Here is a 15,523-nt window from a genome sequence, read left to right as displayed (position 1 = left end):
ATCTAAGCGGGAAACTAGCCTCAAGATGAGATCTCACTGGAACCTTGAGTTCCCTGAAGGGCCGTCGAAGACTACGACGTTGATAGGTTGGGTGTGTAAGCGCTGTGAGGCGTTGAGCTAACCAATACTAATTGCCCGTGAGGCTTGACCATATAACACCCAAGCAATTTGCTTGCTTCAAGCTGAAAAGCCAAAGAGCACCAGATTGCGGTGTGTGAAGACGAAATGAACCGAAAGTTCGAACCTCACAAAACACCGAAAGCTGTCACATACCCAATTTGCTGAAGCGAGACCGCATGGTCACGACTCAGTACCCGAATTTCTTGACGACCATAGAGCATTGGAACCACCTGATCCCATCCCGAACTCAGCAGTGAAACGATGCATCGCCGATGGTAGTGTGGGGTTTCCCCATGTGAGAGTAGGTCATCGTCAAGATTAAATTCCAAAGCCCCTGTTTGCTAACGCAAACAGGGGCTTTGTTTTGGGTGGTCGAAAAGCGCAGGTGTAAAGGCTCGCGATGCGCGTCAACGATAATGTGTGCTTTCCTGGTAGGCGCAGCCTCCAGTCTTCCCGCTACCTCCGGGCTATGGGCGCTAAATCCCGGCCTTTCTATGCAATGGCCTTACGCATGGCTATCATGCGTGCCTCATTGTGAGGCGATACTTGCATGCTGACGTTGTTAGAACTTCTGAAAGATGGCCGATTCCATTCCGGAGAAGCGCTGGGTGCCGCCCTGGGTGTCAGCCGCAGTGCTGTTTGGAAGCAGCTCCAGCACCTTGAGGCAGAGCTGAATTTGCCTATTCATAAAATTCGCGGCAAGGGGTATCAACTGGCTTCGCCACTGGTGTTCCTGAGCAAAGAAGAAATTGCGGTGAATGCCGCTTCTTTGGCATGGCCCGTTCACATCTCTGACTCTATCGATTCCACTAATGCTGAAGCGTTGCGTCTTGTCGACGCCGGCGTTGCTGCGCCATTTCTGGTGCTTGCTGAGCAGCAGACGGCCGGCAGGGGGAGGCGAGGCCGCACGTGGGTTAGTCCATTCGCTCAGAATGTCTACTACAGCCTTGTATTGCGCATCGAAGGTGGGCTGCGGCAGCTGGAGGGTCTTAGCCTTGTAGTGGGATTGGCGGTCATGCAGGCGCTGCGTGATTCAGGTGTACAGGGCGCGGCACTGAAGTGGCCAAACGACGTCCTCGTAGGGCGCAAGAAAATTGCCGGCATCTTGCTTGAGTTAGTAGGTGACCCTGCAGACATCTGCCACGTGGTTCTCGGCATAGGCATTAACGTGAACATGCGGCAGGCTGCTGAGGTAGATCAGCAGTGGACCTCGGTGCAATTGGAAACAGGCTCGCCCGTCGATCGTAATTACCTGGTTGCACGGCTAAGTCTACAGCTGCAAAGTCACCTGGAGCGCCACAAGGCCTTTGGCTTTACTGCGCTGCAGGAGGAGTGGGAGCGAAATCATTTGTGGCAGGGTAGGGCTGTGACTCTCATTGCGGGCGTCAATCAGATTGATGGGGTTGTGCTGGGGATTGATCACCAGGGCGCGCTGCGTCTGAACGTCGATGGTGTCGAGAAAATATATAGCGGTGGTGAGTTAAGCCTGAGGCTGCGCGATGATTCTTGAGCTCGACTGTGGAAATAGCTTTATTAAGTGGCGGGTACTCGAGGCGCAGAACGCTGGCGCCTTCGCAGAGGGTGTTGTCGGTTCAGATCTCGCATTAATAGAAAGTCTGACCGCCATTCCGGGTCTGCTGCTGACACGATGCCGTCTGGTGAGTGTTCGTGCTTCAGAGGAAACTGGAAAGTTGGTTGAAGCATTGCAGGAGGCTTTTGGTGTCACAGTGTCTTGCGCTGCCTCAGCAAGAGAAATGGCGGGAGTGCGCAACGGTTATGAAGAATACGAGCGCCTCGGTCTTGATCGCTGGTTGGCAATGCTTGGCGGTTTCAAGTTGGCGCCGGGTGCTTGCTTGGTGCTCGACTTCGGTACCGCAGCGACTGCGGACTTTATCGCTGCTGATGGTGAGCATCTAGGAGGCTTTATATGCCCTGGAATGCCTCTGATGCGCAGTCAGTTGCGAACACACACCCGCAAGATCCGCTACGACGATGCCGCAGCTGAGCAGGCCATGGAGCGTCTTTCCCCAGGTCGAACCACTGTTGAGGCCGTTGAGCGTGGCTGCGCCCTCATGCTTCGAGGGTTTGTATTGACCCAGCTTGAGTTGGCTCGGCGTTATTGGGAGGATGATTTCACAGTCTTCCTGACGGGTGGGGATGCTGACCTGGTCTCGGATGCCGTACCGCAGGCTCGTTTTGTACCGGATCTCGTTTTTGTGGGGCTGGCGATGGCGTGCCCTTTGTCCTGAGGTTTTTTATGCGTTGGCTGTTTTTGCTCTTGCTCGTTCTCAATGCCTTCTATTACATCTGGCATCAACAAGAGGCGCCGTTGCGCGCCAAGGACGTTACGCCTCTGAGCCTCTATCGCGGCTCTCAGCAAGACATCCGGCTATTGAGTGAATCTTCTGATTCGGTTGTCCGCCGTGATCGGGCAAACGCCCCTGAGCCACAAAATACATGCTTATACATAGGCGGCTTTGCTGATCAGCGACAAGCGCAGTTGCTTGAGCAGCGTCTGATGAGTCTGGATATAAAGGTCAAGGTGCAACTGCTCAATGTGCCGGGCACTACCGGCTATTGGCTCCGTGTGTCCCCTGAAAGCAGGCGACTGGCCGATGATCTGCCCTTTGAAAACCTTGCTAAGGAATTCAATGAGTTAAAACATAAAATAATGTTGTGCGAAGGCGTTGCAACTGTCGAATAGTTTGCATAGAATGGCGCCCGCTTCGCAGTGAAGACCTTTACGGTCTACAGCGTGAAGCGAAGGTCAACGCAGCTAACCTCATATTTTTAATGAGAAAATGCTTGACAGAAGGCCGGCGTGATGTAGAATGCCGGCTCGCTTAGGAGGGGTTCCCGAGCGGCCAAAGGGATCAGACTGTAAATCTGACGTCTACGACTTCGAAGGTTCGAATCCTTCCCCCTCCACCATTTTTAGCGTGAGCTGCAAGCTCCGCGGGTATAGTTTAGTGGTAGAACCTCAGCCTTCCAAGCTGATGATGCGGGTTCGATTCCCGCTACCCGCTCCAAGTTTGCAGGTTGTGCGCGGTGTTTTGCTCTTGTAGCTCAGTTGGTAGAGCACACCCTTGGTAAGGGTGAGGTCAGCGGTTCAAATCCGCTCAAGAGCTCCATATAACAAGGCAGATATGAAAATATCTGCCTTTGTTTTAACAGCTACCTCGGCTTGATGGTGTTTTGCCTGGCTTTGATGTTGGGTGGTTTCAAGTCTCTTGGGGTTGGTTGTTGTAAAGTCTTTTTCAGGCCTGCATAATGGTCGGCCTGATTTTGTTTTAGGTCAGTAGCTCAATTGGCAGAGCGACGGTCTCCAAAACCGTAGGTTGGGGGTTCGATTCCCTCCTGACCTGCCAGATTCACGTGGTGTGTCTGGCTTTCTTTTCACAGGATCTTCATAGATGACTCCTAAGGCTGAAGCTCAAAGCTCTCGTTTCGATCTGGTCAAGTGGCTTGCTGTAGTCGCATTGGTGGTCGTAGGCGTTGTTGGCAATCAGTACTATTCTGCTTCGCCGATCCTGTACCGCGTACTTGCTTTGCTTGCCCTTGCTGCTGTAGCTGCCTTTGTAGGCCTGCAGACTGCCAAGGGCAAGTCTTTCGCAGTCCTGGTAAAGGAAGCTCGCACAGAAATCCGTAAAGTCGTTTGGCCGACTCGCCAAGAAACCACGCAGACCACGTTGATTGTTGTGGCTGTTGTTCTGGTTATGGCGTTGCTGTTGTGGGGGCTTGATTCCCTGCTCGGCTGGCTTGTTTCCTTGATTGTTGGCTAAGGGTGTCCCGTGGCTAAGCGTTGGTACGTTGTGCATGCTTACTCGGGTTACGAGAAGCATGTCATGCGCTCTTTGCTAGAGCGCGTAAAGCTGGCAGGCATGGAAGATGGCTTCGGCGAAATTCTGGTTCCCACTGAAGAAGTGGTTGAAATGCGGAATGGCCAAAAGCGTAAAAGCGAACGCAAGTTCTTCCCTGGCTACGTGCTGGTTCAGATGGACATGAATGAAGGTACTTGGCACTTGGTCAAGGACACTCCTCGTGTCATGGGTTTCATCGGCGGTACTGCTGATAAGCCTGCTCCGATCACTGACAAAGAGGCGGAAGCGATTCTGCGTCGTGTTGCTGACGGCAGCGACAAACCTAAGCCGAAGACGTTGTTCGAGCCGGGTGAGGTTGTTCGTGTCACAGATGGTCCGTTTGCTGATTTCAACGGCACCGTCGAAGAAGTTAACTACGAAAAGAGCCGGATCCAAGTGGCAGTGCTCATTTTCGGTCGTTCTACTCCGGTAGAGCTGGAGTTCAGCCAGGTCGAAAAGGTCTAGCTGAGCAAGCATCCCAACCCCGCAGCCCTAGGCTGTGGGGTTTTGTCGTCACTGGGATAAACGCGCAAGTAACCGGGGAGCCTTTCGAGGCGTTTGAACCCGTAATTGGAGTGCCTCATGGCCAAGAAGATTACCGCTTACATCAAGCTGCAAGTGAAGGCCGCTCAGGCCAACCCAAGTCCACCTGTCGGCCCAGCTCTGGGTCAGCACGGCGTGAACATCATGGAATTCTGCAAGGCCTTCAACGCCCGTACTCAGGGTCTTGAGCCAGGTCTGCCGACTCCAGTGATCATCACTGTATACAGCGACCGTAGCTTCACTTTCGAAACCAAGTCGACCCCGGCTTCGGTTTTGCTGAAGAAGGCTGCAGGTCTGACTAGCGGTTCCGCTCGTCCTAACACCGTTAAGGTTGGCACCGTAACTCGTGCTCAGCTGGAAGAAATCGCGAAAACCAAAAACGCGGATCTGACTGCAGCTGATATGGATGCAGCCGTGCGTACCATCGCCGGTTCTGCTCGTAGCATGGGCCTTAACGTGGAGGGTGTGTAATGGCTAAGCTGACCAAGCGCCAAAAGGCTATCGCCGGCAAAATCGAAGCAGGCAAGGCCTACAACTTTGTAGACGCTGCTGCCCTGCTGACCGAGCTGTCGACTGTCAAGTTCAGCGAGTCCGTTGACGTTGCTGTAAACCTGGGTGTTGACCCACGTAAATCCGACCAGGTCGTTCGTAGCGCTACTGTGCTGCCACACGGTACTGGCAAGACTGTACGTGTTGCTGTCTTCACCCAAGGCCCGGCAGCTGAAGCTGCTCTGGCCGCCGGCGCTGATCGCGTTGGCATGGACGACCTGGCTGCCGAAATGAAAGGCGGCGACCTGAACTACGACGTAGTTATTGCCTCCCCGGATGCAATGCGCGTTGTAGGTCAGTTGGGTCAGATCCTCGGTCCACGTGGTCTGATGCCTAACCCTAAAGTCGGCACCGTAACGCCAGACGTAGCTACCGCGGTTAAAAACGCCAAGGCTGGTCAGGTTCGTTATCGCACCGACAAAAACGGCATCATTCACACCTCCGTTGGCAAAGTCGGCTTCGATGCCGTCAAGCTGAAGGAAAACGTTGAAGCCCTGATCGCTGATCTGAAGCGTATCAAGCCAGCTTCCTCGAAAGGTATCTACGTCAAGCGCGTTACCCTGAGCACCACTATGGGCCCAGGTCTGGTCATCGACCAAGGCTCGCTGGACGTATAAGACACAAGTTGGCGCGAGAGATCGCGCTGATTGAAAAAATTGGGGTCCCTGCCTGGCGGGGGCTATCCAAGACCGTAGGCGGCGCAAGTCTTAAACCACAAGCCTACGCAGATGGTGCTCCCGGTTCCTTACCGAATCAGACACCAAAACGACATCCGGCTTCGGCCAGATGAAACGGTAACAAGCAGGAGTTAAACCCGTGGCAATTAATCTCGAAGACAAGAAGGCCATCGTCGCTGAAGTCAACGAGGCTGCCAAAGCTGCTCTGTCCGCTGTCGTGGCTGATGCCCGTGGTGTGACAGTAGGCGCTATGACCGGACTCCGTAAAGAGGCTCGTGAAGCTGGCGTATACGTACGTGTTGTACGTAACACCCTGCTCAAGCGCGCTGTTGCTGACACTGAATACAGTGTTCTCAACGACGTGTTCACCGGCCCGACTCTGATCGCGTTCTCCAAAGAACATCCAGGCGCTGCTGCCCGTTTGTTCAAAGAATTCGCCAAGAGTCAGGATAAGTTCGAGATCAAGGCAGCTGCGTTCGAGGGCAAGTTCCTCGCAGCTAACCAAATCGACGTACTGGCAACACTGCCGACCCGTAACGAAGCTATTTCGCAGCTGATGAGCGTGATTCAAGGCGCTACCAGCAAGCTGGCTCGTACTCTGGCTGCAGTTCGCGAGCAAAAAGAAGCTGCCGCAGCCTAAGGCTGAGCACCTCCTTTCGCGTATTTTTGTTTATTTCGATGGCCGCGTAGGCCGTCCCCCAATTCAGGAAATACAGTAATGTCTATCTCCCAAGAAGATATCCTCAACGCCGTAGCTGAAATGTCGGTTCTGCAGGTTGTTGAGCTGATCAAAGCTTTCGAAGAAAAATTCGGCGTTTCCGCTGCCGCTGCTTCCGCTGGCCCAGCTGTTGCTGCTGTTGCTGCTGAAGAGCAAACCGAATTCAACGTCATGCTGCTGGAAGCTGGCGAGAAGAAAGTAAACGTGATCAAGGCAGTTCGTGAACTGACCGGTCTGGGCCTGAAAGAAGCCAAGGCTGTAGTTGACGGCGCTCCTGCCCAGGTTCTGGAAGCAGTGTCCAAAGACGCCGCTGACAAAGCCAAAGCAGTGCTGGAAGAAGCAGGCGCTAAAGTCGAGCTGAAGTAAGCATCGACCTTGCGTCTCCAGCCCAAGCGTTAAGCTGAAGGCTGATGGCTGGTGGCTCTTGCCACCGGCCTTTTTCCGTTCTTGGCTGTCGACTCGGTCGCCGCCACTAACGCGCTGTAGCCACCCGATGCGGTGGTGCAAACCATGGGGTTTGCGAGATTTTCTGGCTGCTCCCGTCGGGAGGGGCCAAACAAGCAGGTGACCAAGCTGGGGAACGCTGATGGCTTACTCATATACTGAGAAAAAACGTATCCGCAAGGACTTTAGCAAGTTGCCGGACGTCATGGATGTCCCGTACCTTCTGGCTATCCAGCTGGATTCGTATCGTGAATTCTTGCAAGCGGGAGCGACTAAAGATCAGTTCCGCGACGTGGGCCTGCATGCGGCCTTCAAATCCGTTTTCCCGATCATCAGCTACTCCGGCAATGCTGCGCTGGAGTACGTCGGTTATCGCCTGGGCGAACCGGCATTTGATGTCAAAGAATGCGTGTTGCGCGGTGTTACGTACGCCGTACCTTTGCGGGTAAAAGTCCGTCTGATCATTTTCGACAAAGAATCGTCGAACAAAGCGATCAAGGACATCAAAGAGCAAGAAGTCTACATGGGCGAAATCCCATTGATGACTGAAAACGGTACCTTCGTTATCAACGGTACCGAGCGCGTTATCGTTTCCCAGCTGCACCGTTCCCCGGGCGTGTTCTTCGACCACGACCGCGGCAAGACGCACAGCTCCGGTAAGCTCCTGTACTCCGCGCGGATCATTCCGTACCGCGGTTCGTGGTTGGACTTCGAGTTCGACCCGAAAGACTGCGTGTTCGTGCGTATCGACCGTCGTCGCAAGCTGCCGGCCTCGGTACTGCTGCGCGCGCTCGGCTATACCACCGAGCAGGTGCTGGATGCCTTCTACACCACCAACGTGTTCAGCCTGAAGGATGAAACCCTCAGCCTGGAACTGATTGCTTCGCGTCTGCGTGGTGAAATTGCTGTCCTGGATATCCAGGATGAAAACGGCAAGGTCATCGTTGAAGCCGGCCGCCGTATTACTGCGCGCCACATCAACCAGATCGAAAAAGCCGGTATCAAGTCGCTGGACGTGCCTTTGGACTACGTCCTGGGTCGCACCACCGCCAAGGTCATCGTTCACCCGGCGACAGGCGAAATCCTGGCTGAGTGCAACACCGAGCTGAACACCGAGATCCTGGCGAAAATCGCCAAGGCCCAGGTTGTTCGCATCGAGACTCTGTACACCAACGACATCGACTGCGGTCCGTTCATCTCTGACACACTGAAGATCGACTCCACCAGCAACCAATTGGAAGCGCTGGTCGAGATCTATCGCATGATGCGTCCTGGTGAGCCACCAACCAAAGACGCTGCCGAGACCCTGTTCAACAACCTGTTCTTCAGCCCTGAGCGCTATGACCTGTCTGCGGTCGGCCGGATGAAGTTCAACCGTCGTATCGGTCGTACCGAGATCGAAGGTTCGGGCGTGTTGTGCAAGGAAGACATCGTCGCGGTACTGAAGACTCTGGTCGACATCCGTAACGGTAAAGGCATCGTCGATGACATCGACCACCTGGGTAACCGTCGTGTTCGCTGCGTAGGCGAAATGGCCGAGAACCAGTTCCGCGTTGGCCTGGTACGTGTAGAACGTGCGGTCAAAGAGCGTCTGTCGATGGCTGAAAGCGAAGGCCTGATGCCGCAAGACCTGATCAACGCCAAGCCAGTGGCTGCGGCGGTGAAAGAGTTCTTCGGTTCCAGCCAGCTCTCGCAGTTCATGGACCAGAACAACCCGCTCTCCGAGATCACCCACAAGCGCCGTGTTTCCGCACTGGGCCCGGGCGGTCTGACCCGTGAGCGTGCAGGCTTTGAAGTTCGTGACGTTCACCCGACGCACTACGGTCGTGTTTGCCCGATCGAAACGCCGGAAGGTCCGAACATCGGTCTGATCAACTCCCTGGCCGCTTATGCGCGCACTAACCAGTACGGCTTCCTCGAGAGCCCGTACCGCGTAGTGAAAGACGCTCTGGTCACCGACGAGATCGTGTTCCTGTCCGCCATCGAAGAAGCTGATCACGTGATCGCTCAGGCTTCGGCCACGATGAACGACAAGAAAGTCCTGATCGACGAACTGGTAGCTGTTCGTCACTTGAACGAGTTCACCGTTAAGGCGCCGGAAGACGTCACCTTGATGGACGTTTCGCCCAAGCAGGTAGTTTCTGTTGCAGCGTCGCTGATCCCGTTCCTGGAACACGATGACGCCAACCGTGCGTTGATGGGTTCCAACATGCAGCGTCAAGCTGTACCGACTCTGCGTGCTGACAAGCCGCTGGTAGGTACTGGCATGGAGCGTAACGTAGCGCGTGACTCCGGCGTTTGCGTCGTGGCTCGTCGTGGCGGCGTGATCGACTCCGTTGATGCCAGCCGTATCGTGGTTCGTGTTGCCGATGACGAAGTTGAAACTGGCGAAGCCGGTGTCGACATCTACAACCTGACCAAATACACCCGCTCGAACCAGAACACCTGCATTAACCAGCGTCCGCTGGTGAGCAAGGGTGATCGCGTTCAGCGTAGCGACATCATGGCCGACGGCCCGTCCACCGATATGGGTGAGCTGGCACTGGGTCAGAACATGCGCATCGCGTTCATGGCATGGAACGGCTTCAACTTCGAAGACTCCATCTGCCTGTCCGAGCGTGTTGTTCAAGAAGACCGCTTCACCACGATCCACATCCAGGAACTGACCTGTGTGGCACGTGACACCAAGCTTGGGCCTGAAGAAATCACTGCAGATATCCCGAACGTGGGTGAAGCTGCACTGAACAAACTGGACGAAGCCGGTATCGTTTACGTAGGTGCTGAAGTTGGCGCAGGCGACATCCTGGTCGGTAAGGTCACTCCGAAAGGCGAGACCCAACTGACGCCGGAAGAGAAGCTGTTGCGTGCCATCTTCGGTGAAAAAGCCAGCGACGTTAAAGACACCTCCCTGCGCGTACCTACCGGTACCAAGGGTACTGTCATCGACGTACAAGTCTTCACCCGTGACGGCGTTGAGCGTGATGCTCGTGCACTGTCCATCGAGAAGACTCAACTCGACGAGATCCGCAAGGACCTGAACGAAGAGTTCCGTATCGTTGAAGGCGCGACCTTCGAACGTCTGCGTTCCGCTCTGGTAGGCCACAAGGCCGAAGGCGGCGCGGGTCTGAAGAAAGGTCAGGACATCACCGACGAAATCCTCGACGGTCTTGAGCACGGCCAGTGGTTCAAACTGCGCATGGCTGAAGATGCTCTGAACGAGCAGCTCGAGAAGGCCCAGGCCTACATCGTTGATCGTCGCCGTCTGCTGGACGACAAGTTCGAAGACAAGAAGCGCAAACTGCAGCAGGGCGATGACCTGGCTCCAGGCGTGCTGAAAATCGTCAAGGTTTACCTGGCAATCCGTCGCCGCATCCAGCCGGGCGACAAGATGGCCGGTCGTCACGGTAACAAAGGTGTGGTCTCCGTGATCATGCCGGTTGAAGACATGCCGCACGATGCCAATGGCACCCCGGTCGACGTCGTCCTCAACCCGTTGGGCGTACCTTCGCGTATGAACGTTGGTCAGATCCTTGAAACCCACCTGGGCCTCGCGGCCAAAGGTCTGGGCGAGAAGATCAACCGTATGATCGAAGAGCAGCGCAAGGTCGCAGACCTGCGTAAGTTCCTGCACGAGATCTACAACGAGATCGGCGGTCGCAACGAAGAGCTGGATACCTTCTCCGACCAGGAAATCCTGGATCTGGCGAAGAACCTGCGCGGCGGCGTTCCAATGGCTACCCCGGTGTTCGACGGTGCCAAGGAAAGCGAAATCAAGGCCATGCTGAAACTGGCAGACCTGCCAGAAAGCGGCCAGATGCAGCTGTTCGACGGCCGTACCGGCAACAAGTTTGAGCGCCCGGTTACTGTTGGCTACATGTACATGCTGAAGCTGAACCACTTGGTAGACGACAAGATGCACGCTCGTTCTACCGGTTCGTACAGCCTGGTTACCCAGCAGCCGCTGGGTGGTAAGGCTCAGTTCGGTGGTCAGCGTTTCGGGGAGATGGAGGTCTGGGCACTGGAAGCATACGGTGCTGCTTACACTCTGCAAGAAATGCTCACAGTGAAGTCGGACGATGTGAACGGTCGGACCAAGATGTACAAAAACATCGTGGACGGCGATCACCGTATGGAGCCGGGCATGCCCGAGTCCTTCAACGTGTTGATCAAAGAAATTCGTTCCCTCGGCATCGATATCGATCTGGAAACCGAATAACACGTGACGCGAATCGAGAGCGGGGCTGTTTAGCCCGCTCTCTGCTCCGCCAGGAGGAAAGGCCTTGAAAGACCTACTGAATTTGCTGAAAAACCAGGGTCAAGTCGAAGAGTTCGACGCCATCCGTATTGGATTGGCATCGCCTGAGATGATCCGTTCGTGGTCGTTCGGTGAAGTTAAAAAGCCGGAAACCATCAACTACCGTACGTTCAAACCTGAGCGTGACGGCCTGTTCTGCGCCAAGATCTTTGGCCCGGTAAAGGATTACGAGTGCCTGTGCGGTAAGTACAAGCGCTTGAAGCACCGTGGTGTGATCTGCGAGAAGTGCGGCGTTGAAGTCGCGCTGGCCAAAGTTCGTCGTGAGCGCATGGCGCACATCGAACTGGCTTCGCCGGTTGCCCACATCTGGTTCCTGAAATCGCTGCCGTCCCGTATCGGCTTGCTGATGGACATGACCCTGCGTGATATCGAGCGCGTTCTCTACTTCGAGAGCTATGTCGTTATCGATCCAGGCATGACCACCCTTGAAAAAGGTCAGCTGCTGAACGACGAGCAGTACTTCGAAGCGCTGGAAGAGTTCGGCGACGATTTCGATGCCCGCATGGGTGCCGAAGCTGTCCGTGAACTGCTGCACGCTATCGATCTGGAGCACGAGATTGGCCGTCTGCGTGAAGAAATTCCGCAAACCAACTCCGAAACCAAAATCAAGAAACTGTCCAAGCGTCTGAAGTTGATGGAAGCCTTCCAGGGTTCCGGCAACTTGCCAGAGTGGATGGTGCTGACCGTTCTGCCGGTTCTGCCGCCAGACCTGCGTCCGCTGGTACCGTTGGATGGCGGTCGCTTCGCGACTTCCGACCTCAACGACCTGTACCGCCGTGTGATCAACCGTAACAACCGCTTGAAGCGTCTGCTCGATCTGTCCGCTCCGGACATCATCGTGCGCAACGAAAAGCGTATGTTGCAAGAAGCTGTCGATGCCTTGCTCGACAACGGTCGTCGTGGCCGCGCTATCACCGGTTCGAACAAGCGTCCTCTGAAATCCCTGGCTGACATGATCAAGGGTAAGCAAGGTCGTTTCCGTCAGAACTTGCTCGGTAAGCGTGTTGACTACTCCGGTCGTTCGGTAATTACCGTAGGCCCGACCCTGCGTCTGCACCAGTGCGGTCTGCCTAAGAAGATGGCACTTGAGCTGTTCAAGCCATTCATCTTCGGCAAGCTGGAAATGCGCGGTCTCGCGACCACCATCAAAGCGGCCAAGAAAATGGTCGAGCGCGAACTGCCAGAGGTTTGGGACGTTCTCGCTGAAGTGATTCGCGAACACCCGGTTCTCCTCAACCGTGCACCGACCCTTCACCGTCTGGGTATCCAGGCGTTTGAACCGGTACTGATCGAAGGTAAGGCTATCCAGCTGCACCCTCTGGTCTGTGCTGCGTACAACGCCGACTTCGACGGCGACCAAATGGCCGTGCACGTACCGCTGACACTGGAAGCTCAGTTGGAAGCGCGTGCGTTGATGATGTCGACCAACAACATTCTGTCGCCAGCCAACGGTGAGCCAATCATCGTTCCGTCGCAGGACGTTGTATTGGGTCTGTACTACATGACCCGTGAAGCGATCAACGCCAAAGGCGAAGGTCGTGTGTTCGCTGACCTGCAAGAAGTTGACCGTGTGTTCCGTGCCGGCGAAGCCGCACTGCACGCCAAGGTCAAAGTGCGGATCAACGAAACCGTCAACGACCGTGACGGCGGCAGCGTGACCAACACCCGTATCGTCGACACTACTGTCGGGCGTGCGCTGTTGTATCAAGTTGTGCCAAAAGGTCTGTCGTATGACGTCGTCAACCTGCCGATGAAGAAAAAGGCGATCTCCAAGCTGATCAACCAGTGCTACCGCGTGGTTGGTTTGAAAGAGACCGTGATCTTCGCTGACCAGTTGATGTACACCGGTTTTGCTTACTCGACTATTTCCGGCGTTTCCATCGGTGTTAACGACTTCGTTATCCCGGATGAAAAAGCTCAGATCATCGGTGCTGCTACCGATGAAGTGAAAGAAATCGAGAGCCAGTACGCCTCCGGCCTGGTAACCCAGGGCGAGAAGTACAACAAAGTGATCGACCTTTGGTCCAAGGCCAACGACGAAGTGTCGAAGGCGATGATGGCTAACCTCTCGAAAGAGAAGGTTATCGACCGTCATGGCGTAGAAGTCGATCAAGAGTCGTTCAACTCGATGTACATGATGGCCGACTCGGGCGCACGGGGTTCTGCTGCGCAGATCCGTCAGCTCGCCGGTATGCGTGGCCTGATGGCCAAGCCGGACGGTTCCATCATCGAGACGCCGATTACTGCGAACTTCCGTGAAGGTTTGAGCGTACTTCAGTACTTCATCTCCACTCACGGTGCTCGTAAGGGTCTTGCGGATACCGCGTTGAAAACCGCTAACTCCGGTTACCTGACACGTCGTCTGGTAGACGTTGCACAAGACTTGGTTGTGACTGAAGTTGACTGCGGCACCGAACACGGTCTGCTGATGACTCCGCACATCGAAGGCGGCGACGTTGTAGAGCCGTTGGGTGAGCGCGTACTGGGTCGAGTAATCGCCCGTGACGTATTCAAGCCAGGTACCGAGGAAATTATCGTTCCTGCCGGCACCCTGGTAGACGAGAAGTGGGTCGAGTTCATCGAACTCAACAGCATCGACGAAGTGATTGTTCGCTCGCCGATCAGCTGCGAAACCCGCTACGGCATTTGTGCCAAGTGCTACGGCCGTGACTTGGCTCGTGGTCACCAGGTGAACATCGGTGAAGCGGTCGGCGTTATCGCTGCCCAGTCCATCGGTGAGCCGGGTACCCAGCTGACCATGCGTACGTTCCACATTGGTGGTGCGGCAAGCCGGACCTCCGCAGCCGACAGCGTTCAGGTGAAGAATGGCGGTACCGTCCGTCTGCACAACCTGAAACACGTTGAGCGAGTGGATGGTCACCTGGTTGCTGTGTCCCGTTCCGGTGAGCTGGCAATCGCTGATGACTACGGTCGTGAGCGTGAGCGTTACAAGCTGCCGTACGGTGCTGTGATCTCGGTTAAAGAAGGTGACAAGGTCGACGCTGGCGCAATCGTGGCCAAGTGGGATCCGCACACTCACCCAATCGTTACCGAAATGAAAGGTACCGTGACCTACGTGGGCATGGAAGAAGGCATCACGATCAAGCGTCAGACTGACGAATTGACCGGTATGACCAACATTGAAGTACTCGACGCCAAAGACCGTCCAGCTGCAGGCAAAGATATCCGTCCTGCTGTGAAGATGGTTGATGACAACGGCAAGGACTTGTTGCTGCCAGGCACTGACGTAATCGCTCAGTACTTCCTGCCAGCCAACGCCCTGGTCGGTGTAGCGGATGGTGCGAAGATCGCGATCGGTGATGTTATCGCGCGTATCCCGCAAGAAACTTCGAAGACCCGTGACATCACCGGTGGTCTGCCGCGTGTTGCCGACTTGTTCGAAGCTCGTCGTCCGAAAGAAGCGTCGATTCTGGCTGAAGTCAGCGGCACCATCGCGTTCGGTAAAGAGACCAAGGGCAAGCGCCGTCTGGTCATTACCCCGAACGACGGTAGCGATCCGTATGAAGAGCTGATTCCGAAGTGGCGTCACCTGAACGTCTTCGAAGGCGAACAGGTAAACCGCGGCGAAGTTATCTCCGACGGTCCGAGCGATCCACACGACATCCTGCGTCTGCTGGGTGTGAGTGCGCTGGCCAAGTACATCGTTAACGAGATCCAGGACGTTTACCGTCTGCAAGGCGTGAAGATCAACGATAAGCACATCGAGACCATCCTGCGTCAGATGCTGCGTAAAGTTGAAATCGCTGAATCCGGCGATTCCAGTTTCATCAAGGGCGACCAGATGGAACTGACTCACGTACTGGTAGAAAACGAACGTCTGGGCGCGGAAGACAAATTTGTCTCCAAGTTCACTCGTGTGTTGCTGGGTATCACCAAGGCGTCGTTGTCCACTGAGTCGTTCATCTCGGCGGCCTCCTTCCAGGAGACCACTCGTGTACTGACCGAAGCAGCGGTAACCGGCAAGCGCGATTACCTGCGCGGCCTGAAAGAAAACGTGGTCGTGGGTCGTTTGATCCCGGCAGGTACCGGTTTGGCTTACCACAGCGAGCGCAAGCGCCGCCGTGATGCTGACAAACCGCTGCGCGTAAGCGCCAGTGAAGTGGAAGCTGCACTGACCGAAGCGCTGAACTCAAGCGGTAACTGAGTTCTGCGGTAAATAAGTCTGGGCCCTGGCAGCCCCATTCGTCGGATCGAGGCAATTTTGCCCCGGTTCGATGAGAGGGGAGGTCGGGGCCTTGCCTTGACTGGGGACAAGATCCTCTTTAGACTCTTGTAC

The 15,523-nt window shown here is 55.3% G+C and carries 11 protein-coding genes, 4 tRNA genes and 2 rRNA genes; all 17 read left to right on the top strand.

The annotated features are described in order from the left end of the window. Positions 1 to 152: ribosomal RNA gene (locus FPT15_RS16035) — 23S ribosomal RNA — on the top strand; the annotation flags it as partial. 170 nt (positions 153 to 322) lie between these two features. Then, positions 323 to 438, top strand: a 5S ribosomal RNA gene (gene rrf, locus FPT15_RS16030). A 232-nt stretch (positions 439 to 670) separates the two neighbouring features. Beyond that, positions 671 to 1,630 (top strand): bifunctional biotin--[acetyl-CoA-carboxylase] ligase/biotin operon repressor BirA, encoded by a 960-nt coding sequence (birA, locus tag FPT15_RS16025; protein ID WP_145162707.1) that lies wholly within the window; start codon positions 671 to 673, stop codon positions 1,628 to 1,630. Next, entirely contained in the window at positions 1,620 to 2,369 is a 750-nt protein-coding gene (locus FPT15_RS16020; RefSeq protein WP_145162704.1) for a pantothenate kinase, read from the top strand. Before birA ends, FPT15_RS16020 begins: the two co-directional genes overlap by 11 nt. An 8-nt stretch (positions 2,370 to 2,377) precedes the next feature. Further along, complete coding sequence (locus tag FPT15_RS16015; protein WP_145162701.1) at positions 2,378 to 2,824, top strand: hypothetical protein; 447 nt, start codon at positions 2,378 to 2,380, stop codon at positions 2,822 to 2,824. Positions 2,825 to 2,966: 142 nt separating this feature from the next. Further along, positions 2,967 to 3,051, top strand: a tRNA-Tyr gene (locus FPT15_RS16010). A 24-nt stretch (positions 3,052 to 3,075) separates the two neighbouring features. Beyond that, positions 3,076 to 3,149: transfer RNA gene (locus FPT15_RS16005), tRNA-Gly, on the top strand. Positions 3,150 to 3,175: 26 nt separating this feature from the next. Further along, positions 3,176 to 3,251: transfer RNA gene (locus FPT15_RS16000), tRNA-Thr, on the top strand. 161 nt (positions 3,252 to 3,412) lie between these two features. Beyond that, positions 3,413 to 3,488 (top strand) — tRNA-Trp (locus FPT15_RS15995). 45 nt (positions 3,489 to 3,533) lie between these two features. Continuing rightward, positions 3,534 to 3,902 (top strand): preprotein translocase subunit SecE, encoded by a 369-nt coding sequence (gene secE, locus FPT15_RS15990; RefSeq protein ID WP_003194658.1) that lies wholly within the window; start codon positions 3,534 to 3,536, stop codon positions 3,900 to 3,902. 9 nt (positions 3,903 to 3,911) lie between these two features. Continuing rightward, positions 3,912 to 4,445 (top strand): transcription termination/antitermination protein NusG, encoded by a 534-nt coding sequence (nusG, locus tag FPT15_RS15985; RefSeq protein ID WP_003176436.1) that lies wholly within the window; start codon positions 3,912 to 3,914, stop codon positions 4,443 to 4,445. 117 nt (positions 4,446 to 4,562) lie between these two features. Further along, a complete protein-coding gene (gene rplK, locus FPT15_RS15980; RefSeq protein ID WP_003176435.1) occupies positions 4,563 to 4,994 on the top strand; it encodes a 50S ribosomal protein L11 in 432 nt (143 codons plus the stop codon). Further along, the gene (gene rplA / locus FPT15_RS15975) at positions 4,994 to 5,689 is read left to right on the top strand and encodes a 50S ribosomal protein L1 (RefSeq protein WP_003232403.1); all 696 of its coding nucleotides are present in this window, start codon (positions 4,994 to 4,996) and stop codon (positions 5,687 to 5,689) included. Before rplK ends, rplA begins: the two co-directional genes overlap by 1 nt. Before the next feature lie 199 nt (positions 5,690 to 5,888). After that, positions 5,889 to 6,389: a 50S ribosomal protein L10 gene (gene rplJ / locus FPT15_RS15970; RefSeq protein WP_010174464.1), complete on the top strand. Its 501-nt coding sequence runs from the start codon at positions 5,889 to 5,891 to the stop codon at positions 6,387 to 6,389. 78 nt (positions 6,390 to 6,467) lie between these two features. After that, positions 6,468 to 6,833 carry a 50S ribosomal protein L7/L12 gene (rplL, locus tag FPT15_RS15965; RefSeq protein ID WP_010566858.1) on the top strand — a complete coding sequence of 122 codons (366 nt, stop codon included), beginning with the start codon at positions 6,468 to 6,470 and terminating at the stop codon, positions 6,831 to 6,833. A gap of 220 nt (positions 6,834 to 7,053) precedes the next feature. Then, entirely contained in the window at positions 7,054 to 11,127 is a 4,074-nt protein-coding gene (gene rpoB / locus FPT15_RS15960) for a DNA-directed RNA polymerase subunit beta (protein WP_053258275.1), read from the top strand. Positions 11,128 to 11,191: 64 nt separating this feature from the next. Further along, on the top strand, positions 11,192 to 15,391 hold the full coding sequence (gene rpoC, locus FPT15_RS15955) for a DNA-directed RNA polymerase subunit beta' (protein ID WP_015886137.1): 4,200 nt from the start codon (positions 11,192 to 11,194) through the stop codon (positions 15,389 to 15,391). Positions 15,392 to 15,523: the final 132 nt, after the last annotated feature.

This window comes from Pseudomonas sp. RGB, from assembly GCF_007713445.1.
Lineage (GTDB): Bacteria > Pseudomonadota > Gammaproteobacteria > Pseudomonadales > Pseudomonadaceae > Aquipseudomonas.
Note: the sequence above shows the minus strand (reverse complement) of the source record. Positions and strands in the feature narration are given on the sequence as shown.